The organism is Nocardia sp. NPDC058114, from assembly GCF_042884695.1.
Lineage (GTDB): Bacteria > Actinomycetota > Actinomycetes > Mycobacteriales > Mycobacteriaceae > Nocardia.
Genome location: NZ_JBHVTK010000003.1, coordinates 146030 through 169087, shown reverse-complemented (window position 1 = coordinate 169087; position 23058 = coordinate 146030). Strand labels below are relative to the sequence as shown.

The 23058-nt window shown below is 68.5% G+C and carries 22 protein-coding genes; 14 read left to right on the top strand and 8 right to left on the bottom strand.

Annotation, left to right across the window (positions count from 1 at the left end; all coding sequences use genetic code 11):
* Nucleotides 1–143: 143 nt before the first annotated feature.
* Nucleotides 144–875, bottom strand: a complete 732-nt coding sequence (locus ACFVVI_RS13320; RefSeq protein WP_387445569.1) for a Clp protease N-terminal domain-containing protein — start codon at nucleotides 873–875, stop codon at nucleotides 144–146.
* A 72-nt stretch (nucleotides 876–947) separates the two neighbouring features.
* Between ACFVVI_RS13320 and ACFVVI_RS13315 the strand changes: the two genes are divergently transcribed.
* Entirely contained in the window at nucleotides 948–2198 is a 1251-nt protein-coding gene (locus tag ACFVVI_RS13315) for a hypothetical protein (RefSeq protein ID WP_387445568.1), read from the top strand.
* A 99-nt stretch (nucleotides 2199–2297) separates the two neighbouring features.
* Here the strand turns inward: ACFVVI_RS13315 and ACFVVI_RS13310 are convergent, their stop codons facing one another.
* The 5 genes from ACFVVI_RS13310 to ACFVVI_RS13290 form a co-directional block, all read right to left on the bottom strand.
* Nucleotides 2298–3380, bottom strand: a complete 1083-nt coding sequence (locus tag ACFVVI_RS13310; RefSeq protein ID WP_378991194.1) for an NAD(P)/FAD-dependent oxidoreductase — start codon at nucleotides 3378–3380, stop codon at nucleotides 2298–2300.
* An 84-nt stretch (nucleotides 3381–3464) separates the two neighbouring features.
* The gene (locus tag ACFVVI_RS13305) at nucleotides 3465–4382 is read right to left on the bottom strand and encodes an RNA polymerase sigma-70 factor (RefSeq protein ID WP_387445567.1); all 918 of its coding nucleotides are present in this window, start codon (nucleotides 4380–4382) and stop codon (nucleotides 3465–3467) included.
* Between the two features lie 35 nt (nucleotides 4383–4417).
* On the bottom strand, nucleotides 4418–5299 hold the full coding sequence (locus tag ACFVVI_RS13300; protein WP_378633841.1) for a CDP-alcohol phosphatidyltransferase family protein: 882 nt from the start codon (nucleotides 5297–5299) through the stop codon (nucleotides 4418–4420).
* Nucleotides 5296–6009, bottom strand: coding sequence for a phosphatidylserine decarboxylase (locus ACFVVI_RS13295; protein WP_364403759.1), 714 nt, complete (start codon nucleotides 6007–6009; stop codon nucleotides 5296–5298). The genes ACFVVI_RS13300 and ACFVVI_RS13295 overlap by 4 nt, the downstream gene beginning before the upstream one ends.
* Before the next feature lie 70 nt (nucleotides 6010–6079).
* Nucleotides 6080–6352: a GlsB/YeaQ/YmgE family stress response membrane protein gene (locus ACFVVI_RS13290; protein WP_101465422.1), complete on the bottom strand. Its 273-nt coding sequence runs from the start codon at nucleotides 6350–6352 to the stop codon at nucleotides 6080–6082.
* Nucleotides 6353–6585: 233 nt separating this feature from the next.
* Here ACFVVI_RS13290 and ACFVVI_RS13285 point away from each other — a divergent pair, with 233 nt between their 5' ends.
* The 5 genes from ACFVVI_RS13285 to ACFVVI_RS13265 all read left to right on the top strand — a co-directional run bounded on the left by ACFVVI_RS13285 (nucleotide 6586) and on the right by ACFVVI_RS13265 (nucleotide 11577).
* The gene (locus ACFVVI_RS13285; protein WP_378991197.1) at nucleotides 6586–7611 is read left to right on the top strand and encodes a beta-ketoacyl-ACP synthase III; all 1026 of its coding nucleotides are present in this window, start codon (nucleotides 6586–6588) and stop codon (nucleotides 7609–7611) included.
* Nucleotides 7612–7801: 190 nt separating this feature from the next.
* A complete protein-coding gene (locus ACFVVI_RS13280; protein ID WP_378633833.1) occupies nucleotides 7802–7993 on the top strand; it encodes a hypothetical protein in 192 nt (63 codons plus the stop codon).
* 33 nt (nucleotides 7994–8026) lie between these two features.
* Nucleotides 8027–9694, top strand: a complete 1668-nt coding sequence (locus ACFVVI_RS13275) for an FAD-dependent oxidoreductase (RefSeq protein WP_387445565.1) — start codon at nucleotides 8027–8029, stop codon at nucleotides 9692–9694.
* Nucleotides 9695–9779: 85 nt separating this feature from the next.
* Nucleotides 9780–11237 (top strand): ATP-binding protein, encoded by a 1458-nt coding sequence (locus ACFVVI_RS13270; protein WP_378991251.1) that lies wholly within the window; start codon nucleotides 9780–9782, stop codon nucleotides 11235–11237.
* Entirely contained in the window at nucleotides 11230–11577 is a 348-nt protein-coding gene (locus tag ACFVVI_RS13265; protein WP_378633825.1) for a UBP-type zinc finger domain-containing protein, read from the top strand. The genes ACFVVI_RS13270 and ACFVVI_RS13265 overlap by 8 nt, the downstream gene beginning before the upstream one ends.
* Nucleotides 11578–11584: 7 nt before the next feature.
* Here ACFVVI_RS13265 and ACFVVI_RS13260 read toward each other — a convergent pair whose 3' ends face one another.
* Entirely contained in the window at nucleotides 11585–12049 is a 465-nt protein-coding gene (locus ACFVVI_RS13260; RefSeq protein WP_378991201.1) for a hypothetical protein, read from the bottom strand.
* 76 nt (nucleotides 12050–12125) lie between these two features.
* On the opposite strand from ACFVVI_RS13260, the gene ACFVVI_RS13255 reads away from it, so the two are divergent.
* The 8 genes from ACFVVI_RS13255 (at nucleotide 12126) to mnhG (ending at nucleotide 21702) form a co-directional block, all read left to right on the top strand.
* Nucleotides 12126–14369 carry an AAA family ATPase gene (locus ACFVVI_RS13255; protein ID WP_387445564.1) on the top strand — a complete coding sequence of 748 codons (2244 nt, stop codon included), beginning with the start codon at nucleotides 12126–12128 and terminating at the stop codon, nucleotides 14367–14369.
* A 72-nt stretch (nucleotides 14370–14441) separates the two neighbouring features.
* Nucleotides 14442–15719, top strand: a complete 1278-nt coding sequence (locus ACFVVI_RS13250) for a hypothetical protein (RefSeq protein ID WP_378991204.1) — start codon at nucleotides 14442–14444, stop codon at nucleotides 15717–15719.
* Between the two features lie 114 nt (nucleotides 15720–15833).
* Nucleotides 15834–18623 (top strand): Na+/H+ antiporter subunit A, encoded by a 2790-nt coding sequence (locus tag ACFVVI_RS13245; RefSeq protein WP_387445563.1) that lies wholly within the window; start codon nucleotides 15834–15836, stop codon nucleotides 18621–18623.
* Nucleotides 18620–19003: a Na(+)/H(+) antiporter subunit C gene (locus ACFVVI_RS13240; protein ID WP_378991207.1), complete on the top strand. Its 384-nt coding sequence runs from the start codon at nucleotides 18620–18622 to the stop codon at nucleotides 19001–19003. Before ACFVVI_RS13245 ends, ACFVVI_RS13240 begins: the two co-directional genes overlap by 4 nt.
* A complete protein-coding gene (locus tag ACFVVI_RS13235) occupies nucleotides 19000–20595 on the top strand; it encodes a Na+/H+ antiporter subunit D (RefSeq protein ID WP_378991209.1) in 1596 nt (531 codons plus the stop codon). The genes ACFVVI_RS13240 and ACFVVI_RS13235 overlap by 4 nt, the downstream gene beginning before the upstream one ends.
* An 8-nt stretch (nucleotides 20596–20603) precedes the next feature.
* Nucleotides 20604–21146: a Na+/H+ antiporter subunit E gene (locus tag ACFVVI_RS13230; RefSeq protein WP_378991211.1), complete on the top strand. Its 543-nt coding sequence runs from the start codon at nucleotides 20604–20606 to the stop codon at nucleotides 21144–21146.
* Nucleotides 21143–21403 carry a monovalent cation/H+ antiporter complex subunit F gene (locus ACFVVI_RS13225; RefSeq protein ID WP_067450173.1) on the top strand — a complete coding sequence of 87 codons (261 nt, stop codon included), beginning with the start codon at nucleotides 21143–21145 and terminating at the stop codon, nucleotides 21401–21403. The genes ACFVVI_RS13230 and ACFVVI_RS13225 overlap by 4 nt, the downstream gene beginning before the upstream one ends.
* Nucleotides 21400–21702, top strand: a complete 303-nt coding sequence (gene mnhG / locus ACFVVI_RS13220) for a monovalent cation/H(+) antiporter subunit G (RefSeq protein WP_378991213.1) — start codon at nucleotides 21400–21402, stop codon at nucleotides 21700–21702. The genes ACFVVI_RS13225 and mnhG overlap by 4 nt, the downstream gene beginning before the upstream one ends.
* Here mnhG and ACFVVI_RS13215 read toward each other — a convergent pair.
* The gene (locus tag ACFVVI_RS13215) at nucleotides 21699–23051 is read right to left on the bottom strand and encodes a DUF5933 domain-containing protein (RefSeq protein ID WP_387445560.1); all 1353 of its coding nucleotides are present in this window, start codon (nucleotides 23049–23051) and stop codon (nucleotides 21699–21701) included. The genes mnhG and ACFVVI_RS13215 overlap by 4 nt on opposite strands.
* Nucleotides 23052–23058: the final 7 nt, after the last annotated feature.

The following is a 23058-nucleotide window of genomic DNA, read 5'->3' as shown; positions in this document are numbered from 1 at the left end:
CCGAGGGTGTCGATGGAACCCGATCTCACCGTCCCGACCTGGCACTCAACAGTCACGAGTGCCAAGCCATTTTTAGCACTCAGGTGGTGAGAGTGCAAGGTCGCGCCCAGCGCGCAGGACACACCGGGCGCGCCCCCGCGTTCTCAGGTCTCGTCCTGCACCGAAGCCAGGAACTGATTCAGCAGCTCGACGAGCTCGGCCTCTACGACGGCCTTGTCAAGGCCCAGACCGCTGAGTACGCCCGCGCCGTTCTCCTGTTCCAGCAGAGCCAGCAGGATGTGCTCGGTGCCGATGTAGTTGTGACCGAGCCGCAGCGCCTCGCGAAAGGTGAGCTCGAGGACCTTCTTCGTGTCGCCGTCGAAGGGGATGAGCGCGGGCACGTCACCGTCGGCGGCGGGCAGCGAGGCGGCCGCGGCAGCGCGCACGGCGTCGAGTGCGACACCCCTGGCGATGATCTCCTTGGCGGCCAGACCTTCCGGCTGGCCGATCAGGCCGAGGATCAGATGCCCGAGCGCGATCTGACTGCTCCCCGAGGCGCGGGCCGCCTCCTGCGAGCCGACGACCACCTGCCGGGCCCGGTCGGTGAACTTGGCGAAGCCCGCCTGCGGATCCATGGCGGCCGCGTCGCTCGGACCCTTGGGCACGAAGCGTTTCTGCACGGCCTGCTTGCTCACGCCCATGCTGGCGCCGATATCGGTCCAGGAGGCGCCGGAACGGCGAGCCTGGTCGACGAAGTGGCCGATCAGGTGGTCGGCGGTCTCGCCGAGGTGATTGGCGGCGACCACCGCGTCGGAGAGTTGGTCGAGGACGTTGTCGGGGCGGGCCTTCTTGATGCCGTCGATGAGGTCGTCGAGGCGAAAGTTCGGAGTGCTCATGCGTCAACCATAGGTTGACGATGTTGGATCGTCAACGATTGGTTGACGGCAAATTCCTGGCAGAGTGTCGCCATGGGGAGAATTCGGCGCTGGGCGCCGCGCGTGGTGGGGATCATCGTGACGGCGGCGTGCCTGATCGGAGCCGGGCGACTGCTGTGGCCGCAACCGGGCCTGGACGGGCAGCCCGGGTCGACCGCGCGCCAGCTGGCCTTCGTGCGTGACGCGCTCGACGACGGCTCGGATACCGCTGCGCAGCAACTGTTTCCGGAGGGGTACGTCTTCTCGAACGTGCTCTACGGCCTCGCCTGGGTACAGGCCGCGCACACCGATCCAGGACTGCGTGACAACGCGCTCCGCGAAGCACGCTGGGCGCTGGCCAGAACCGAATCCGACGAGGGCCGTGCGGTTTTCAGCCCCGGGTTGCAGCCCGCGTACGGAGTGTTCTGGGCCGGGTGGACCAACTGGCTGCGGGGCGCGATCCTGTCGCTCGATCGCTCCGATACCACTGCGGTGCACCAGTTCTCCACGCACAGCGCCGAGATCGCACAGGCGTTCTCCGCGGCCGGCACACCGTTTCTCCAGGCCTATCGAGGTCAGGCGTGGCCGGTCGATTCGACCGTCGCGGTGGCTTCCCTTCGCCTGCACGACAAGCTGTTCGGGGCGCAGTACACGGCAGTGATAGATCGCTGGCTCGCGCAGGCCGAGACCCGCCTCGACCCCGCTACCGGCCTACTGCCGCATCAGGTTTCACCGACCGACGGATCGATGCTGACCGGCGCCCGGGCAACCTCACAGACAGTGATACTTCGATTCCTGCCCGAGATCGACCCAGCATTCGCGAAGAGCCACTACGCGCGGTACCGAGACCGATACCTGACCTATCCAGGCGGTTTCGGGCCCGCCATTCGCGAATATCCGACGGGTGTCGACGGGAGCGGTGACGTCGATTCGGGACCGTTGGTCGCCGGAGTCAGCCTTTCCGCCACTGTTGTCGCCCAGGGCGCCGCCCGCGTGAACGGCGACAGCGACTTGGCGGCCGCGATCGGCTCCGCAGGTGAGCTGCTCGGACTGCCGGTCGGCCTGCCCGGCTCCAAGCGGTACGCCTTCGGCCTGATGCCCATCGGGGACGCGTTCGTGGTGTGGTCGTCTACGGCACGTCTGCTGACCGAGCCGACGACGGCGCTCGCACGAGATGTGCGCTGGTGGTGGCGGCTGCCATGGCTCAGCGTGCTCCTCGTGATCGCGATCGCGCCCTGGGCAGGGCCGCTGACCCGACACGCTCGACGCCGGTGGCCGCGCCGCAGACGAGACACCGCCACCTGACCGCACCGGACGACCCCGGCGCGATCGCCCCACTTCGCGGCCCCCGGTCAGATCTGACCCAACGGCCGCGAAGAGGGCGATTACGCCAGTCCGGTCGGACTATCGCAGGCCGACCGTGAAGGCCGTGCCGCGCACGATCAGTTCCTTGATCAGCGCCCCGACACGGCCCGTGAGCACCGTGCTCGTCGGGGTGTCATCGGCCTTGACGACCTGGAACACCGCGTCACGGCGGCCCAGGCTGATGCACTGCGCGACGTAGCGGCCCTTCATCGGCTCGGGTTCGCGGCCACGCGCCCGCGCCGTGATGGCCCCGACAACGTACTGGCCGGCGGGAATCGCTGTCGCGCAAGCCATCCGCAGCGGGCGGCCGTCCACGCCGACCATCAGCGCGGCGTCGCCGACGGCGTAGATGTCGGGGTGCGACACCGAGCGCAGCGTGTCGTCGGTGCGGATACGGCCGTCGTCGGCGACCTCCAGACCCGCGCGACGAGCCAGATCGGGGACGGTGAAACCGGTGGTCCAAACGGTGGTATCGGCGGGCACCAGAGTGCCGTCGGCGAGGCGAACCGCATCGGAGAGCACCTCGACAACCTTGACGCCGGAACGGATTTCGACGCCGGCCCGCGTGAGCGCGTCCCGGATCAACTGGTGCGCGCGCGGCGAGAGCCAAGCGCCCGGGTCCTCGGTACCGAGCAGGCTGATCCGCGAATCCGGCTGCGACTCAGCGAGTTCGGTGGCCAGTTCGATGCCGGTCGGGCCCGAGCCGACGATGACGATCTGACCCGACAGTTCCGTCAGGTCCTCGGCGGTGGCGACGAACTTCGCGTGCTCGGCCGCTCCGGGCACGGCGTCGCGGTCGGCCTGGCTGCCGAGCGCGTAGACGAGGGTGTCGTAGTGCAACGTCCACTCGCCGTCCAGGGCGACGATCTTGCGATCCGGGTCCAGGTCGGTGACCCGCGCCTGGAGGAATTCGATGCCCTTGCGTCCCAGCGACTTCCGCAGGTCGAGCCGCTTGACCGGCTGACCGGCGGCGGCCTGGTGCAGACGCACCCGCTGCACGAATTCGGCGCGGCCGTCCACGACAGTGATCTGGGAGTCGCGAGTCTTCTTCGCGAGGGCACGGGCCGCGGTGAGTCCCGCGTACCCGGCACCGAGGACGACGATCCGATGCTGACCGGTCATGGTGTGGCTCCTTCTCTCGAAATGCCTACACACACCAGACCGATCAGCCCCCGAGTTCCTGACAGGTTCTTGAAGTGATCTGGATCACATGGCTATGGCGCCCAGTTTGATCGGGTTCACGACCGTGCGGACCGCCGCGATCGAGCCCGCTTCGTCGAAGTCGAACACGAGTACACCGGCCGGAATCTCGTCCTGGATCAGGATCAGGCCCACGTCGCCGTTGATCTCGGTGAATTCGAACCGCGACGTGGGGCTGAGGAAACGCCGCAGGTTGGACAGGTAGCGCGCGACCACATCGCCACCGACCACCGGGATCTTGGCCGCGACCACCCGGCCACCGCCATCGGCGACCGACACCACGTCGTCGGCGAGCAGTTCGCGCAGACCGGCCACATCGCCGGTCGAGGCCGCTTGCAGAAACTTCTCGATCATCGTGCGCGCGTGCTCGGCCGACACCACGAAGCGCTGCTTACCGGTGCGCACCCGCTGACCGGCCCGATGGAATATCTGCTGGGTGTTGGCCACGGTGAGGTCGAGCATCTCCGCGATCTCGCCATGGGAGTAGCCGAACGCCTCACGCAGCACGAACACGGCGCGTTCGATCGGGCTGAGCCGTTCCATCGCGGTGAGCACCGCCAGGGACACCGATTCGCGTTCCTCGACGGTGCCCAGCGGACCGAGCGCGCCGCCGCCGGTCGGTACCGGCTCCGGCAGCCATTGCCCGACATAGGTCTCGCGCCGGGCGCGAGCCGAAACGAGCTGGGTACGACACAGATTCACGGTGACGGTCGTCAACCACGCTTCGGTATTGGCGATCTCGGCGTGGTCGGCCAGCGCCCACCGCAGGTATACCTCCTGCACGACGTCCTCGGCCTCACTCGCCGCACCGAACATCCGGTAGGCAAGCGAGAACAGCCGCGGCCGATGCTCCAGAAACTCAGTGATATCGGTGGCCGGCGCCGCGGGGTCCTCGGGTGGCGGAGGTGGCGTTGATTGCTCCATGTCGAAACGTCCAGTCGCGAGGGTCGGATGCCTGGTCAGTCGTCGTTGCGCGGGCGACGCAGGCGCAGGCGCGCCGAGCCACGGATCGCCGGTCGGCGGATCGCGGGCATCCGTCGCTGTGCCCGCCGTTGGGCCCGCCGCTCAGCCGGCTTGTGCTGCCAGGTCTCCGGCCGCGCGGCCACCCAGCGGGCCGACCGCCAGGCGAACGGGATGTGCGCGAGGTAGAGCGCGACCAAGATCAGCAGCAGCACGATCGGGTACGTGACCAGCAGCGCGGCGGCCAGCGCGGTGAGCACCAGCAGCCCGGCCGCGGCCTGCGGAGCGACCGACACCGACTTCATCGCCAGGGTCGGGATGGTGCTCACGCACAGCAACGCGGCGAAGACCGTCCAGGCGGCGACGAAGGCGAAACCGTCCCACCAGCCGTCGCCGAACTGCACCTTCAGCGCGATCGGCACCAGCGCGATCAGCGCTCCGGCGGGCGCGGGGACACCGACGAAGTACTCACGCGCCCAGTTGGGCCGGGAATCGTCGTCGAGCAGGGTGTTGAAGCGGGCAAGGCGCAAGACCAGGCTCACCGCGAACAACAACGCGACGATCCAGCCCGCGCTGTTGCCGTCGAGCAGGGTCACGTAGATGACCAGCGCGGGCGCGACGCCGAACGAGATCGCGTCCGAGAGCGAATCGAGTTCGGCGCCCATCTTGCTGGTGGCGTCGAGCATGCGCGCGAGCCGCCCGTCGAGCGTGTCGAGCACGGCGGCGGCACCGACCATCGCCAGCGCGATCCCGAGCTCACCGTCGAGCCCGAACTTCACTGCCGACAGGCCGGCGCACAGCGCGAGAATGGTGACGACGCTCGGCAGCAATCGCACCGAGCGGGGTCGTTTGCGAGGTGCTGTGCGAGCCTGTTCGATCATCCCAGCACAGCCAGGACTGTTTCGGCCCCGATCGTGCGCTGCCCGGGGGCCACCAGCAGTTCGGTGCCGATCGGGAAGTACGTGTCGACGCGAGACCCGAACCGGATCAGGCCGTAGGTGTCACCGATGGTGAGCAGGTCACCGACGCGGGCGTCGCAGACGATGCGACGGGCCAGCAGTCCGGCGATCTGCACCACGACGACCTGCTTACCGTCGGCGGTGTCGATGACCATGCTGTTGCGCTCGTTGGCGTCGGAGGCCTCCGGCAGATCGGCCGAGAGGAACTTGCCCGGCTGATGCAGCACCTCGCGCACGGTTCCGGACACCGGAACGCGCTGCACGTGCACATCGAGCACCGACAGGAAGATGCTGACGCGCGGCAACGGCTGATCGCCGAGTCCGAGCTCGACGGGCGGCACCGCGGTGTCGACCAGCGCCACTTCACCGTCGGCGGGCGCGACCACGATGCCCGCCCGGTTCGGCGGCACGCGATGCGGGTGGCGGAAGAAAGCGGCGCAGGCGGCGGCCGAGGCCAGACCGGCCCTCCGCACCCATTTATTACGTCCGCCGATGACCGCCACTGCCAACGGCACCGCCACGAACGGCAGTCCGGCGGGATGTAGTGGGGGTACAGCGGCCCGCACCAAGTCGACGACATGTCCGACGCCGGTGGTATCGGGCGTGCCGGGCGGGGTGGGGCGGCGTGCCACGGGCTCCCTCTTTCGTGTGATGACTACAAGCGATCACACCTTACGGGAAGCCCGGGGCAAGCACCTGTGGTCAGTGGACCGATTTACGCCCGGTGAACAGCTTCACCAGGTACAACAACACGCAGGCGCCCACCAGACAGGTGATGAAGCTGAAGATCCAGCCCGCGCCTTCCACATCGACGCCGAACAGACTCAGCACGAAGCCGCCGAGTAGCCCGCCGATGATCCCGACCACGATATTGAGCAGGATGCCCTGCTGTGCGTCGGTCTTCATGAACTTGCTCGCGATCCAACCGGCCAGACCGCCGATGATGATCCAACTGATGATGCCGAGTCCGAGCATGCTGTCCTCGATCCCTCGAAGGGTCGGCGAGCAATCGCCTTGTCCCCAAGATACCCCCGGCTCCACTGTGACAATCGACACTCTGATCATGAGACGCTAATATGAGGAAGCCTCATGTCTGAGCGTTCACATGGTGTCCACGTACGGGTCACGGGCGATGAGGGACAGATTTCGATGCTTCGGGTACACCCAGCGGTACTGCCGCAGGTTGACAGGTACATAGGAGACGCACAATGGCTCGAATCGCCCAGACGACGGGTACTGAGCACACCGCCATCCTCGGATTGGGCGTCTACCGCCCGGCTCGGGTGGTCACCAACGACGAGGTAGCGGGGCCGATCGACTCCAGCGACGAGTGGATCCGCACCCGGTCCGGCATCCATACCAGGCGCTTCGCCTCGGACGAGGAAACCATCCAGTCCATGAGCGTCGCCGCCGCGCGCGACGCGATCGCCGCCGCCGGGGTGCAGGTCGACCAGATCGACTGCGTCATCGTGGCGACGTCGACCCATCTGATGCTCACCCCGGCCATCGGCCCACGCATCGCCACCGAGCTGGGCATGACCGGCGCGGCTGCCTTCGACATCTCGGCGGGCTGCGCCGGGTTCTGTCACGCGGTGGGCATGGCATCGGACCTGGTCCGGGCAGGCACCTCGAATCACGTGCTGGTGCTCGGCGTCGAAAAACTCACCCCCACCGTCGACTTCACCGACCGCGCGACGGCCTTCCTGTTCGCCGACGGCGCGGGCGCGGTCGTCGTCGGCCCGTCCACCGAACAGGGCATCGGCCCGACCGTGTGGGGTTCGGACGGTACTCAGCACCACGCCATCCGCCAGACCAAGGACTGGGTGGAGTTCTTCGACGAGATCGAGGAGAAGGGCACCGACGCGGTGCGCCCCTATCTCACGATGGAGGGCACCGCGGTGTTCCGCTGGGCCGCGCACTCGCTGGAGAAGGTGTGCCGCGACGCGATCGACCGCGCGGGCCTGACCACCGGCGACCTCGACGCGATGATTCCGCACCAGGCCAACGGCCGGATCATCGAGATCATGGCCAGGGTGCTCGAGCTACCGGAGCACTGCGCGCTCGCCAACGACATCGAGGATTCCGGCAACACCTCGGCAGCATCGGTCCCCCTCGCGATGGAGGCGCTGTTGCGCAAGGGAGAATCGAAGCCGGGCGACACCGCGCTGCTGATCGCCTTCGGCGCCGGGCTGTCCTATGCGGCACAGGTTGTCACCATGCCCGCCTGGAAATAACCGATCAGCAAATTCTCACAAAACCGGGGTGGCCTGCGCCGAAGCAGGCCACCGACCGGTTGGCTCGCCGTGTCCACCTTGTCCCGCTTGCACCAACTCGGACATGCTGGCAAACTTTTCGCTACCGACGTTTGCTGATCGACGAAGCTCAGCCTCCAGCGTTCCCGTCGTCAACCCGAGGTGATCGGCCGTGAAACTGCGCTCACTCCTGCCACGCAGGCACATCAACGAGGTCCCGCTCCTGCCGAGCATCGGACCGGACGACGCCTTCGCGCTCCCCAGCGCGTTCGTGCCCCGCGGCACCCGCCTCAAACGCGAGGAACGCCTCGAACGATTGCTCACCCCCACCGAACTAGACCTCGTCCTCCACCACCAGCTCTGACGGCTACCTCACAGCAGGGGGATACTCGATCGGGTGAGCACTCCCTCGGTAACCAAACCGGCCATTCTGAGCGTTGACGACGATCCCGGCGTATCGCGCGCCGTGGTGCGGGACCTGCGCCGCCGCTACGGCGCCGACTACCGGATTCTGCGGGCCGAATCGGGACCGCAGGCACTCGAGGCGCTGCGCGAGATGAAACTGCGCGGGCAGCCCGTGGCGGTGCTGATCGCCGACTACCGGATGCCCGGCATGGACGGCATCGAATTCCTCGAACAGGCGATGGACCTGCACCCCTACGCACGCCGGGTGCTGCTCACCGCCTATGCCGACACCGACGCCGCGATCGACGCGATCAATGTCATCGATCTCGACCACTATCTGCTCAAGCCGTGGGACCCGCCGGAGGAGAAGCTCTACCCGGTGATCGACGGGCTGCTCGAGGTGTGGCGCAGCGCCGAGCAGCGGCCGGTGTACGAGACCAAGGTCGTCGGCGATCGCTGGTCGCCGCGGTCTTCGCAGGTGCGAGAGTTCTTGGCGCGCAATCAGTTGCCGTATCGGTGGTATCCGGTCGACGAGCCGGAGGGCACCCGGTTGCTGGAGGCGGCGGGCGCCGATCCGCTGACCTGTCCGGTGGTGATCACGGCCGCGGGCACCGCCCTGATCCAGCCGACCGACAGCGAGCTCGCCGAAAACGTCGGGCTCACCGTCGAACCCAGCGGGGACTTCTACGACCTGATCGTGGTCGGCGGCGGACCCGCCGGACTCGGCGCGGCGGTCTACGGTGCGTCGGAGGGCTTGCGCACGGTGCTGGTCGAGCGCACGGCCACCGGCGGACAGGCGGGGCAGAGCTCGCGGATCGAGAACTATCTCGGATTTCCCGACGGGGTCTCGGGGTCACAGCTGGCGGATCGGGCGCGGCGACAGGCGGCGAAATTCGGCGCGGAGATCATCACCACTCGCGATGTGGTCGCGCTCGAGATCAACGGGTCGGCGCGCACCGTGCGATTCGCCGACGGTGGAAAGCTGTGCGCGCATACGGTTCTGATCGCTACGGGCGTGGACTATCGACGCCATCCGGCACCGGGTGTGGACGAATTCACCGGGCGCGGTGTGTATTACGGTTCGGCGATGACCGAGGCGGCCGAGTGCGCCGAACAGGAGGTCTACATCGTCGGCGGGGCCAACTCGGCCGGACAGGCCGCGGTGTTCCTGTCCCGCAACGCGCGTCGCGTGCACCTGGTTGTCCGGGGCGACTCGCTGGACAAGTCGATGTCGCACTATCTCGTCCAGCAGATCGCGGCCATCCCCAACATCGTCGTACACACCGAGACCGAGGTCGTCGGCGTCGACGGTGACACACACCTGGAACGCATCGTTCTGCGCGACAACAGCACCGGCACCGAAGACAAGGTCGACGCGCAACGGCTGTTCCTGTTCATCGGCGCCGCGCCACAGACCGGGTGGCTCGACGGCGTCGTCACCCGAGACGCCGCCGGATACGTGCTGGCCGGGCCCGACCTGATGGTCGACGGCGCGCGACCACCCGGCTGGGAACTGCCGCGCCCGCCGCAACACCTCGAGACCAGCGTCCCCGGCGTGTTCGTGGCGGGCGATGTGCACGCCGAATCCGCCAAGCGGGTCGCCTCGGCGGTCGGCGAGGGCGCGATGGCGGTCATGCTCGTCCACCGGTATCTGGCATGAGAGGTCAGCGGCCGGAGGCGGTAGCGGAGCGTAACCACGCAGGCCGCCCGATCATGCCCATTGAGACAGCGTGAGTGAGGACTCTATGATCTGCGATCCGGAAGAACTGCGCACCCTGTTCCTGTTCGAGAAGCTCGACGACTCCCAGCTCGCCGAACTGTGCGCCATCGGGCGCATCGAGTACGTCGAACCGGGCCCGGTGTTTCGCGAGGGCGAACCCGCCACCTGCTTCTACGTGCTGATCGACGGCGAGGTCCGGCTCACCAAACTGTCCGGTGGGGTGGAGATCGAGATCAACCGCACCGACCATCGCGGGGTGTACGCGGGCGCCTGGATGGCCTACCTGGGCGATCGGGCGAACCAGGACTACAACGGCTCGATGTACGTGCTGCGCCGCTCCCGGTTCCTGGTCATGGACGCGGCCGATTTCTCCCGGATCATGCACGAGTGGTTCCCGATGGCCGTGCACCTGCTCGAGGGCGCGTTCTTCGGCGGGCAGAAGTCGAACCAGCGGATCGCCGAACGCGAACGGCTGCTCGCGCTGGGATCGCTGTCGGCCGGGCTCACCCACGAACTCAACAATCCCGCCGCCGCCGCGGTGCGCGCCACCTCCGGCCTGCGCGAACGCGTCGCCGGGATGCGGCACAAGCTGAAGATGATGGCCGAGGGCAAGTTCCCGGCCGACGCGCTGGTCAAGCTCGTCGAGATGCAGGAGCAGGCCGCCGACCAGGTCGCCAAGGCACCCGACCTCAGCCCACTGGAAGCGGCCGATCGGGAGGACGCGCTGGCCGACTGGTTCGAAGAGCGCGGCATCGCCGACGGCTGGAATCTGGCGCCCACCTTCGTGCAGGCGGGCCTGGACACCGACTGGCTGGAGGGTGTGCACGCGACCTTGGAAGCCTGCCAGGCGCCGGTGTTCGAGGGCGCCGTGCGCTGGCTGAACTACACCATCGAGACCGAGTTGCTGATGAACGAGATCTTCGACTCGACCACCCGCATCTCCACTCTCGTCGGGGCGGCCAAACAGTATTCGCAGATGGATCGCGCGCCCTATCAGGTCGTCGACCTGCATGAACTGCTCGATTCCACCCTGGTGATGCTCAACCGCAAACTCGGTGACGGCATCCGCGTGGTGAAGGACTACGACCGCGCGCTGCCGCCGATCCCCTGCTTCGCCGCCGAACTCAACCAGGTGTGGACCAACCTGATCGACAACGCCGTCTACGCGATGGGCGGCGAGGGCACCCTGACGATCCGCACCTTCAAGGAGAACGACTGCGCCGCGATCGAAATCGGGGACACCGGGCCGGGCATTCCCCCCGAGGCGCGGGGGCGGATCTTCGAGCCGTTCTTCACCACCAAACCGGTCGGCGACGGTACCGGTCTCGGTCTCGACATCTCGTTCCGGATCGTGGCGAACAAGCACAACGGTGACATCCGGGTGGAATCGGAACCCGGCAACACGCGCTTCATCGTCCGCCTGCCGTTGCACCCGGCGGCGGAGGATGTCAGCACACCTACTACAGGAGGTCTAGATGGCTGAAGCGGGGATCGATCCGAGCGTGCCGCCCAGTGGCGCCGGGTGCGTCGAATGCGACGCGAGCGGCGGCTGGTGGGTGCATCTGCGCCGCTGTGCCGAGTGCGGGCATGTGGGCTGCTGCGACAGCTCTCCCAGCAAGCACGCGACGAAGCATTTCGAGGCCACCGCGCACCCGTTCATGCAGAGCTACGAACCGGGCGAGGACTGGTTCTACAACTTCGCCAGCGGCGAGATGTACAGCGATGGTCCCGAGCTCGCCGCGCCGACCAGCCATCCCACCGATCAGTCGGTCCCCGGACCGGCCGCGCGGGTCCCCGCGAACTGGCAATCGCTGCTGGGCTGAGCGATGGCTAGGGCTTCATCCCGGCGGCGTCGGCAACCGGCTTGTCGGCATTGGCCGGGACGAGGCAGACCAGCTTCACAGTGCTGAGCGCCACGTTGGGGCTGCCCTCGAACGGACCGCCGGGGTGTGCCGCGAGGATCTGATCGATGGCCTTCTTCTCGCCGTCCGGGTCGAGCGTCTTGAACTGTGTGCAAGTGATGTCGGTGCCCGCCGCGGCCGAGCTCGGCGCCGCGCTCGACGTGGGCGCCTTGGTGGCGGTGGCGGACGCGCTGGAGCTCGGCGTGCCCTTGCGCAGCCCGCTCGCATCAGCGGAGTCGTCGGACCCGCACCCGACCAAGGTCAGGGTCAGTGCCCCGGCGGCCAGAACGGCGAGGGAGATTCGGTTCATCTGCTGCTTTCCCCGGTAGATCGCGGCGCCGGCACCTCCGGCGCGTCCGGTGCAGCGTACCGACTGGCGGCGATAGTTCGTCATGTCAGCCAGAATGGCCGTCTGACCTTGCCGTCGGCCTATCGATTCCTGATCGCGGCGAGAAGGGCAGAATGGGGCGGTGGCTGAACTTTCGCTCACCGCCCGGCTCAATCCCTCCGCAGCCGACGCTCGTCGCGGGGTGGTGCGCCTGCACCCCGAGACGCTCACCGCGCTCGGCCTGCGCGAATGGGACGGCATCGCGCTGATCGGCGCGCGCCGGACCGCGGCGGTGGTGGCGAAGGCGCCCGCGGACAGTCCGCCGGGGGTGGCGCTGCTCGATGACGTGACGCTGTCGAATGTGGGACTGCGGGAGAACGCGGCGGTGACGGTCGCCCCGGTGACCGTCTTCGGCGCCAGACAGATCTCGCTGAGCGGCTCGGCGCACGCTGTGGCCAGCATCCCGGCGGCCACCCTGCGGCAGGCGCTGCTCGGCAAGGTGGTGACCGTCGGTGACACGGTGTCGCTGCTGCCGCGCGATCTCGGACCCGATATCAGTTCCTCGGCGGCCACCCAGGCGCTCTCGCGTGCCTTCGGGATCGCCTGGACCACCGAACTGCTCACCGTGACGGCGATCGAGCCCATGCCGGGACCGGTGAGCGTGCAACCGAATTCGGCCGTCGGCTGGGGTGCGGGTGCGGCAGCGATCCAGCACACGGTGGAACGTGACGGCGACGTACGCCAGCCTTCGAGCACGCCGGGTCAGCAGTGGTTTTCGGAGCCGGATCAGCCGGGATCCGGCGCGGTGAAGGTGAGTTCGGGGAGCACGCCGGTCCAGATCGAGGATCTGGCGGGCGTGCAGAGCCAGGCGGCCAAGCTGGCCGAATGGCTGAGCCTGGCTCTCGATGAGCCGGAGTTGCTGAAGACGCTCGGCGCACCGGCCCATCTCGGTGTCCTCATCACCGGACCCGCCGGAGTCGGCAAGGCCACCTTCGCCAAAGCTGTTGTCGCACCGCGTCGTATCGTCGAGCTCGACGGCCCGAGCGTCGGCGCGACCGAGAGCGGCACCCGGCTGCGTGAGGTCGCCGAGGCGGTGGCCGATGTCGCCACCGGACAGGGCGGCGTGCTGCTGATCACCGATATCGACGCGCTGCTGCCCGCCGAGGCCGAGCCCGTCGCCACCCTCGTTCTCGACCAGCTGCGGGCCGCGGTGCGCGCACCGTGCGTTGCCCTGCTGGCCACCACCGCCCATCCGACACAGGTGGATTCGCGTCTGCGCGCTCCGGATCTGTGCGATCGCGAACTGGCGTTGCCGCTGCCCACCGCGGCGATCCGGCGGGCGCTGCTGGAACAGCTGCTGCGCAAGGTGCCGGCGGGAAAACTGGACCTCGACGTGATCGCCGCACGCACACCGGGTTTCGTGGTGGCCGACCTGACCGCGCTGTGCCGGGAAGCGGCCGTGCGCGCGGCAGGCCGGGCCAGCAGGGAGCACACCGAACCCGAACTCGCCCAAGACGATCTGATCGGCGCGCTCGACGTGATTCGCCCGCTGTCCCGTTCGGGCACAGAGGAATTGGCGATCGGCTCGCTCGACCTCGACGACGTCGGCGACATGATCGAAACCAAACAGGCACTCACCGAATCGGTGCTGTGGCCGCTGCGCCACCCCGACTCCTTCGCCCGCCTCGGCATCGAACCGCCGCGCGGGGTCCTGCTCTACGGACCACCCGGCTGCGGCAAGACGTTCCTGGTGCGGGCGCTGGCAGGGACCGGCCAGCTCAGCGTGCACGCGGTGAAAGGCGCTGAGCTGATGGACAAGTGGGTCGGCTCCTCCGAACGCGCGGTGCGCGAGTTGTTCCAGCGGGCCCGCGACTCGGCACCCTCGCTGATCTTCCTCGACGAGGTGGACGCGCTCGCCCCCCGACGCGGCCAGAGCAGCGACTCCGGGGTGTCGGACCGGGTGGTCGCCGCGCTGCTGACCGAACTCGACGGCGTCGAACCCCTGCGTGATGTGGTGGTGGTCGGCGCGACCAACCGCCCCGAACTGATCGACCCCGCACTGCTGCGGCCGGGTCGGCTCGACCGGCTCGTCTTCGTCCCGCCACCGGACGGCCCGGCCCGGCTCGAGATCCTGCGCACGGCGGGACGCTCGGTACCGCTGGCCCGGGATGTCGACCTGGCCGCGCTGGCAGAGGATCTCGACGGCTACTCGGCCGCCGACTGCGCCGCCCTGCTGCGCGAGGCCGCGCTCTCGGCACTGCGCCGCGATATGGCCGCCGCCGACGTCACGGCCGAGGACGTGGCCACCGCCCGCGCGAGCGTGCGGCCGTCCCTCGACCCCGCGCAGGTCGAATCGCTGCGTCGCTATGCCGAGAGCAGGGTTTGAGGCCGAACTCGCCACCCTGATCCGGCCGCGACATCCCCGGTGCGGGCGTGTGTCGCCGGTAACGTCGGCACGGTGCCCAAGATCGGTGATGGTCTGGACGTGGTCACGGCGTTCGCCGGCGCCGCGGCCGCGGGGATGTCGCTGTTCCTGCCGTTCAGCTTCGGTGACGATTCGTCGATCGATTCGCCGTACCGCGTCACCAGTCTGATCAACAGCGTTCCCCGCGCGGCCGCACTCGGTCTCATCGTCGCTGTCGTCGTCGCCGTGCTGGCCAGGCCGATCACCCGGCCGGGGCTGATCTGGCTCACCGCGACGGGCGGGGCGGCGGCGCTGGCGATCAACTACTTCATCGGCGAGGCGATGACCTCCGCCGACGTACTCACCACCCAGAACTACATCGACTCGCTGTGCGGCGGTGTGCTGTTCGGGGCGCTGTGCATCTGCGCGTGGCGGATGCGCTGGTCCGCGGTCGGTTTCGGGCTCGGGGTCCTGGTCGTGTTCGTCTACGGCGAAGTCGTGGCGGTGTTCACCTCGAACGCCGCGGCGACGGCGGACAAGGCCGTGCACACCCCGTTCTGGCTGATCGGCTCCGCCGTCGTGCTGCTGGCGGTGAACACCGCGCGCCATCGGCACGGCATCATGCTGCCCGCGGTGCCACGGATGGCGGCGGATCTGCCGATCGCCCCGATCATCGCCACCACCGTGCTGTCGCTGTCGCTGCTGATCGCCACCGAGTGGCTGGGCCGCGAGTTCGACGGCCGCCGCGGAAACTCCTGGCAGGTCGCGCTCGCCGTGATCGTCACCCTCGTGGCGGCGTTCGTGGCCGCCGCGCTCCTGCCGGGCCGCGACGGCACCGGTGTGCTGATCGCCGTGAGCGTCGCCGCCGCGGCCGATTCACTCAGTGACGCACCCCGCCTCGGCTGGCATCTCGTCCTCGTCCTGGTGGTCGGTGTGGTCGCCATCCTGGCGGGCCTGCGGTGGGCGACACCGTGGGGCGTGTTGCTCGGCGTCGCCGTGATCTGCGGTTTCGCCATTGTGGCCGAGCGTCTTCCGTGGGCATTCGTGTGGACGGCCGGGGTGGTGCTGCTGACCTGTGTCACCGGTTTCGCGATCGGCTCGATCCGGGTCAGCTACCTGCCGAGCGCGATGCTGGCGCTCGGTGCGCTGTACCTGCCGTCGATCCTGTGGTCGATTCCCACCGGGCAACGGCACTGGCCGACGGGCAGCACCGCCGTCGCCGATCGAGTGCCGGGGCAGGTGGCACTGGCCATCACCGTCGGCGCCGCGGCCGGACTCGCGGTGCTGTATCAGATCCGGCCACCCGCGCAGCCACGGGCGGCGCAGCCATAGCCGGACCGCTCGCGACATGGCCGACGCGACAACCTCGGTGCCGCCGAACATCCCGTCCGCGCCCGTAGGATCGGGACGCGCTACTCGACCGCTACCTACCCGACGGAGGGGGAGTTGCTAGCCGTACTGCTCGTTCACGCACTGGCCGCCCTCCTGGCCCCGCTGTGTGTACGAGTGCTCGGCCGCAACGCTTTCTACCTGCTCGCCCTGGTACCGCTGGGCAGCCTAGGCTGGGTGGTCGCGCACTGGGGAACCACCGTGCGCACGCATGTGCAATGGGCACCGCAGATCTCGATGGACATCGATCTGCGCTTCGATGCCCTGTCCGCGGTGATGTGCACGCTGGTGCTCGGCGTCGGCGCGCTGATCCTGGCGTACTGCGGGCGGTACTTCGAGCGTGACGAGGCCAGGCTCGGGGTGTTCGCGGCCGAGCTCACCGGGTTCGCCGGTGCCATGTTCGGGCTCGTCACCAGCGATAACATGCTGCTGCTGTACGTGTTCTGGGAAATCACGACGGTGCTGTCGTTCCTGCTCGTCGGCCACTACGCCGAACGCGCGGTCAGTCGAAGGGCCGCGATCCAGGCGCTGCTGGTGACCGGCGCGGGCGGGCTGGCGATGCTGGTCGGCATCGTCGTCCTCGGGCTGCGCTACGACAGTTTCCTGCTCTCGGACCTACTCGCGGCGAGCTCGGTCCCGGCCGGGAGCGCGGTGCCGGTCGCGATCGGTTTGGTGCTGATCGGGGCGATCAGTAAATCGGCGATCGTGCCGCTGCACTTCTGGTTGCCCGGCGCGATGGCGGCGCCGACACCGGTGAGCGCGTATCTCCACGCCGCCGCGATGGTGAAAGCCGGTATCTACCTGGTGGCCCGGCTGGCGCCCGCGCTCGCGCAGACCCCGCCATGGCATCTGATGCTGCTGCCGCTCGGCATCGTCACCATGCTGCTGGCCGGGTGGCGGGCGATCCAGGTACACGATCTCAAGCTGGTACTGGCGTTCGGCACCGTCAGCCAGCTGGGGCTGATGATCATGATGATGGGCATCGGCACGCCCGACGCGGCGCTGGCCGGGCTCGCTCTCCTGGTGGCGCACGGACTGTTCAAAGCGTGCCTGTTCATGGTGGTCGGCATCATCGATCACGGCGCGGGGACCAGGGATCTGCGCAGACTGTCCGGGCTCGGCCGGCGCGCGCCGGTGCTGTGCGCGATCGCGGTACTCGCCACGCTCAGCATGGCCGGGCTGCCGCCGCTGCTCGGTTTCGTCGGCAAGGAGTCGGCGCTCGGCGCGCTGTGGTCGGCCGAGATACTGAGTCCGCCGGTGCGGTTCGCCCTGCTGGCCGGGGTCACCGTCGGGTCGGCGTTCACCGTGGCCTACAGCATCCGATTCGTCTGGGGCGCTTTCGGAGTCACCGCGAATCCCGAACGCGCGGTCACCTGGCACGCGCCCGGCCCATTGCTGCTCGGTCCACCCGCGGTGCTCGCCGTGGCCGGGCTGGCGGGCGGTCTCGACACCCAGGCGGTCGATCGATGGTTGAGCCCCTACGCCGAGTCGCTGCCGGGCGTGCTCGACACCCATCTCGCCCTCTGGCACAGCTTCACCGGACCGCTCGCGCTGACGGTGGTCATCGTCGCGGCCGGTATCGCCCTGTTCCTGATCCGCGGCCGGATCGGCGAACCCGCGCACCCGCGTCTCGGCAACGCCGATCGCAACTACGACGCGGCCCTGCGCGCGATGGACCGACTGTCGTTGCGTATCACCGGAACTGTGCAGTCCGGTTCACTGCCCGCCAGCCAGGCCACCATCCTCGGCACGCTCATCGTGTTGCCGACGGTCATGCTCGCGATCGGCACGCGGACCGGAGTGCAACTGCGACTGTGGGATTCACCGTTGCAGGCGGCGATCGGCGCGATCATGATCGCGATGGCGCTGGCCGCCACCGTCTTGCGCAACAGGTTGGCCAGCGTGCTCGTCGTCGGGGTGACGGGCTACGGCTGCGGCGTGATCTTCGCGCTGCACGGCGCCCCCGATCTCGCACTGACCCAATTCCTGGTCGAGACACTGACTTTGGTCGTCTTCGTGCTCGTGTTGCGCGCCTTCCCGGCGGAGATCGCCGAAAGCCAGGGCACGGCGTTCAAGTTCCGCCGGGCACTGCTGGCCGTCGGCGTCGGCATCACCGTCCCCGTACTCGCCGCGTTCGCCATCGCCGCCAAGCACGGTAACCCGATCTGGGACGCCATCCCCGATGCCGCCTATCGGATCGGCGGCGGCAAGAACGCGGTCAACGTCTTGCTGGTCGACATCCGCGCCTGGGACACCCTCGGCGAGATCTCGGTGCTCGTCGTCGCCGCGACCGGCGTCGCGTCGCTGGTCTTCCGCAGCCGCCGCTTCGGCAGCGCACCCCGCGCCGCCGATTCCCCGAACTACGATCCCGACGCGGTGAGCTGGCTGCCCGCCGCCCGCCTCCTCGATCGCCGCGATCGCTCGATGGTCCTGCAGATCACCACCCGCCTGGTCTTCCCCACCATCATGGTGCTGTCGGTGTACTTCTTCTTCGCCGGCCACAACGCGCCCGGCGGCGGCTTCGCGGGTGGCCTGGTCGCCGGATTGGCCCTGACCCTGCGCTACCTGGCGGGTGGCCGATACGAACTGGGCGAAGCGCTCCCGGTCGACGCCGGGCACCTGCTCGGCGCCGGCCTCACCCTCGCGGCGGGCACCGCGACCGCGTCGTTGCTGCTCGGCGCACCGCCGCTGTCCTCGGCGATCATCGAGGTGACGCTGCCGCTGCTCGGCCACCTCAAACTGGTCACCGCCATGTTCTTCGACCTCGGCGTCTACCTGGTGATCGTCGGGCTGGTGCTGGACGTCCTGCGCAGCCTCGGCGCCCGCCTGGACAAGGAAATCCGATGAGTGCCGACCTCGTTCTCCTGATCACCATCGGCGTGCTCACCGCGTGTGGTGTCTACCTGCTGCTCGAGCGGGTGGTGTCGAAGATGCTGCTGGGGATGATCCTGCTCGGCAACGCGGTGAACCTGCTGATCCTCACGATGGGCGGCCCGGACGGGAAGCCACCGATCCTCGGCAGCGCCGACACCTCCCCCGACGGCATGGCCGATCCCCTCGCGCAGGCGATGGTGCTCACCGCGATCGTGATCACCATGGGCCTGGCGGCTTTCGTGCTCGCGCTGGCCTATCGCTCCTACATGCTGACCACCACCGAAGACGTGACCAACGACCCCGAGGACGCCCAGGTCGCCGCCCGCCGCGAACGGGAGGATCCCGAACAGTGACCCTGTCCCCGGAACTGTTGCCCGCCATCGCCCCACTACCCGTACTGGTTCCGCTGCTCGCCGCCGCGGCGACGCTGGTGTTCGGCCGCCGCCCACGGCTCCAGGCGATGATCACGCTGACGGCACTGTCGGTGGTGCTGCTGATCAGCGCCCTGCTGCTGTATCTCGCCGACCGCGACGGCACCACCGCGGTGCAGGTGGGTGGCTGGCCGACCCCGATCGGCATCACGCTGGTGGTGGATCGGCTCAGCGCCGCGATGCTGCTGGTCTCGGCCTTCGTGCTGCTCGTGGTGTCGATCTACGGTGCGGGACAGAACATCTCCGATGGTGGCGAACACCAGCCGACCTCGATCTACCGGCCCACGTATCTGGTCCTGACCGCGGGCGTGTCGACCGCGTTCCTTGCCGGTGACCTGTTCAACCTGTTCGTCGGGTTCGAGGTTCTGCTCGTCGCCTCGTTCGTGCTGCTCACCGTGGGCGCCACCGAGGAACGGATCCGCACCGGCATCGCCTATGTGATGGTGTCGATGGTGTCGTCGCTGATCTTCCTGATCGGCATCGGCCTCACCTACGCGGCGACGGGCACCTTGAATCTCGCTCAACTGGCCGTGCGCCTGGAAGCGACGCCCAGTGGCGTGCGCACCGCCTGCTACGCGGTGCTGCTGGTCGCGTTCGGGATCAAGGCGGCGGTGTTCCCGCTGTCGAGCTGGCTGCCCGACTCCTACCCCACCGCGCCCGCGCCGGTCACCGCGGTGTTCGCGGGTCTGCTCACCAAAGTCGGTGTGTACGCGATCATCCGCACGCACACGCTCTGGTTCCCCGACGGCGCGTTCGACAACATCCTGCTGGTGTGCGGACTGGCGACGATGATCGTCGGTATCCTCGGCGCCATCGCGCAGACCGATATCCGGCGACTGCTCTCGTTCACACTGGTCAGCCATATCGGTTACATGGTGTTCGGTATCGGTCTCGCCACCACCGCCGGCCTCACCGGCGCGGTGTTCTACGTGGCCCACCACATCCTGGTGCAGACCGCGCTGTTCCTCGCTGTCGGACTGATCGAACGCCAGGCTGGTTCGGTGTCGTTGCGCCGGATCGGCGGACTGGCCACCGCCAGTCCACTGCTGGGTGTGCTGTTCCTTGTCCCTGCCCTGAATCTCGGTGGTATCCCGCCCTTCTCGGGATTCATCGGCAAGGTCACGCTCCTGGAAGCCGGTGCCGCCGAGGGCAGCGTCCTGGCGTGGGTGCTGGTCGCGGGTTCGGTGATCACGAGCCTGCTCACGCTGTACGCGGTGGCGCGGGTCTGGAGCAAAGCGTTCTGGCGACCACGCGAAGAGGCGCCGGAAGGTCATCTCACCGCAGCGAATCTACCGACACTGGTGGAGGATTCGACCGATGTGTACTACGAGGATCGCACCGATCCCGGCCGGATGCCGGTCCTGATGGTGCTGGCCACCATCGGGCTCGTCTCCGCGGGCCTCGCGCTCACGGTGTTCGCCGGGCCGGTCCTCGGCATCGCCGAGCGCGCCGCCGGCGACCTGAACGACCCGTCGGTCTACATCGACTCGGTCCTCGGCCCGGTGCTGCGATGAGCCGATTCGTGAATCGCGACAATATCCTTCGCGTCGCCGTGCTGATCTGGCTCACTGCCGTCTGGGTCGCGCTGTGGGGTGATCTGAGCCTGGCCAACACCCTCGCCGGGGCCGTTGTCGCACTGATCGTGGTCTTCGCCCTTCCCCTCCCGTTGGTCCCGGTGTCCGGGCGTTTCCATCCGCTGTCGTTTCTCGAATTGATCGCTGTCGGTACCTATTACGCGCTCGAATCGAGCTTGCAGGTGGCCTGGTTCGCGATTCGGCCCAGCGGCCCGCCGGTCTCCGGCGTGCTGCGCGTGCATCTGGGCATCCAGTCCGATCTGGTGCTGGTGATGTGCACCGATCTGCTCAACCTGATCCCCGGCACCATGGTCCTCGAACTCGACCGCGCACGCTGCGTGGTCTATGTCCACGTGCTCGATGTGGGCAGCGACGAGGCGGTGGTGAAGTTCTACCGCACCACCCGGCGCCTGGAACACCTGATGATCAATGCCTTCGAACGACCGAGCGAACGCCGCCGCGTCGAAACACCACCGGAGGTGCAACCATGACTGTCGTCGCCGTCATCGCCGCCGTCCTGCTCACGGCCGCCGCGGTGATCACCAGCTACCGCGTCCTCGCGGGGCCGAGCACCCTCGATCGCGTCGTCGGCATCGATTCACTGATGGCCATCGCCGCGTCCGGGCTCGCGGTGTGGGCCGCCTACAGCGGCGACACCACGGTGATCCCGGCGATCGTGGCGCTCGCGCTGGTCGGTTTCCTCGGCTCGGCCGCGGTCACCCGATTCCGGGTCAGGGACGACCGATGAGCGTCTGGGAATGGGTGTCGGCGGTGCTGATCCTCACCGGCTGCGCACTCGCGTTCACGGCGTCGATCGGCATCGTCCGCTTCCCCGACACCCTCACTCGGATGCACGCGGCCACCAAACCACAGGTGGTCGGCCTCATGCTGGTTCTCGTCGGCACGGGCATCGACATCCGCGACGACGTCAATGTCTGGATGCTCGTGCTCACCGGCCTGTTCACGATCATCACCGCGCCGGTCATCGCCCATCTCATCGGCCGCACCGCCTACCGCGAACAGCGCCACCGCGACGGGTTGTTCTAGGTGGCGGGCGTCGCGATTCGCTCGAGGGCCGGTGCGGGCGCGGTGGCGAACCAGGTGTTGTGGAAGGCGATCGCGACCGCGGCCAGCAACCCGATGACGATCGCGCCCGCCGCCACCGGATACTCCGCCATCGGCACCGCCAGGTACCGGTAGGACAGCAGCAGTCCCGCGAACACCGCCACCCCGAAGCCGACCAGCCGGATCCGGAAGCCGCCCCAACCCCGCTCGGGCGCGCGCAGCGCCGACTCGACGGTCAGGCACAGCACCGCGCCCGCCACGAGGTCGACGCCGTAGTGATACCCGAAACCCAGTGTGGCGGTGACCGTGGCAGCCAGCCAGAACGCCCCGCCCCAGCGCATCCAGACCGGGGCTCGCGACCCGTCGACATCGCGCCGGGTGTGGATGAACAGCGACAGTGCCCACGCGGTGTGCATGGAGGGCATGCAGTTGCGCGGGGTGAACTCGTCGAAGGTGAGCGCGGCCGGGTTCGAATCGAGCGGCGGCATCGCGGCGGGCCAGAAATTGCCCACCTGGAAGCCGTGCCCGTCGGCGCCGAACGCGAACATCGGCCCGACCACCGGGAACAGCACGTAGAACAGCGGCCCGACCAGACCGAGCACCAGGAAGGTGCGCACCAGGTAGTGGGTCGGCCACTGCCCGGTCGTGACCACGGTGCGCAACTGCCACACGGCCACCGCGATCGCGGCCACCGGCAATTCGATGTAGACCCAGTGCAGCACCGCGTACACCTCGGGCCCGAGCACATCCAGCACACGCCCGACGACCCACGACGGATCACCGAGCGCGTGATCGGCGAGCAGCACGTATTCGTCGAGCACGGTGGGCCGCACCGCCGAAGTCAGGTGCAGCCACACATCGCCGACCTTGGTGGCCAGCACCAGCAGCGCACCGAGCGCGACCGCCGTCAACGCGTCGCGGCGTTCACGACCCCGCCATCGCACTGCCGCGACGACAGCCAGCGCGGCCAGCACGATCGTCGGCCCGTTGCCGACGGTGAACGGCTTGCCGTCGATGAGTCGCAGCGCGACCCACACCGCGTCGATCCCGATCGCGGCGGCCAGCGCGAACACCCGGCGGCGCGTGGAGATCCCGACGAGCGCGAGCACCAGTCCCGCCCAGGGCACCGACATCGACTTGGGCGTACCGACGAAGTCGCGAGCCAGGCTGGCCAGCGGTCCGTCGAAACCCATGATCCACGCGACGATCTGCAATCCGACCAGCAGCGCGAGCACTGCGGCGACCCCGGCGACGGCGAGTGTGCGTGGTTCACGTAGACGCGAACCGAGGGTGGCACCCCCCGCAACAGCGCGCGGATGTTCGACAAGCATCCGACCA

What these genes read in the sequence shown, in the direction of transcription:
- ACFVVI_RS13215 (WP_387445560.1), bottom strand. Translation starts at nt 23,051, where the DNA reads ATGCTTGTCGAACATCCGCGCGCTGTTGCGGGGGGTGCCACCCTCGGT.
- ACFVVI_RS13265 (WP_378633825.1), top strand. Translation starts at nt 11,230, where the DNA reads ATGGCTGAAGCGGGGATCGATCCGAGCGTGCCGCCCAGTGGCGCCGGG.
- ACFVVI_RS13285 (WP_378991197.1), top strand. Translation starts at nt 6,586, where the DNA reads ATGGCTCGAATCGCCCAGACGACGGGTACTGAGCACACCGCCATCCTC.
- ACFVVI_RS13305 (WP_387445567.1), bottom strand. Translation starts at nt 4,382, where the DNA reads ATGGAGCAATCAACGCCACCTCCGCCACCCGAGGACCCCGCGGCGCCG.
- ACFVVI_RS13310 (WP_378991194.1), bottom strand. Translation starts at nt 3,380, where the DNA reads ATGACCGGTCAGCATCGGATCGTCGTCCTCGGTGCCGGGTACGCGGGA.
- ACFVVI_RS13260 (WP_378991201.1), bottom strand. Translation starts at nt 12,049, where the DNA reads ATGACGAACTATCGCCGCCAGTCGGTACGCTGCACCGGACGCGCCGGA.
- ACFVVI_RS13225 (WP_067450173.1), top strand. Translation starts at nt 21,143, where the DNA reads ATGACTGTCGTCGCCGTCATCGCCGCCGTCCTGCTCACGGCCGCCGCG.
- ACFVVI_RS13240 (WP_378991207.1), top strand. Translation starts at nt 18,620, where the DNA reads ATGAGTGCCGACCTCGTTCTCCTGATCACCATCGGCGTGCTCACCGCG.
- ACFVVI_RS13270 (WP_378991251.1), top strand. Translation starts at nt 9,780, where the DNA reads ATGATCTGCGATCCGGAAGAACTGCGCACCCTGTTCCTGTTCGAGAAG.
- ACFVVI_RS13290 (WP_101465422.1), bottom strand. Translation starts at nt 6,352, where the DNA reads ATGCTCGGACTCGGCATCATCAGTTGGATCATCATCGGCGGTCTGGCC.
- mnhG (WP_378991213.1), top strand. Translation starts at nt 21,400, where the DNA reads ATGAGCGTCTGGGAATGGGTGTCGGCGGTGCTGATCCTCACCGGCTGC.
- ACFVVI_RS13315 (WP_387445568.1), top strand. Translation starts at nt 948, where the DNA reads ATGGGGAGAATTCGGCGCTGGGCGCCGCGCGTGGTGGGGATCATCGTG.
- ACFVVI_RS13320 (WP_387445569.1), bottom strand. Translation starts at nt 875, where the DNA reads ATGAGCACTCCGAACTTTCGCCTCGACGACCTCATCGACGGCATCAAG.
- ACFVVI_RS13300 (WP_378633841.1), bottom strand. Translation starts at nt 5,299, where the DNA reads ATGATCGAACAGGCTCGCACAGCACCTCGCAAACGACCCCGCTCGGTG.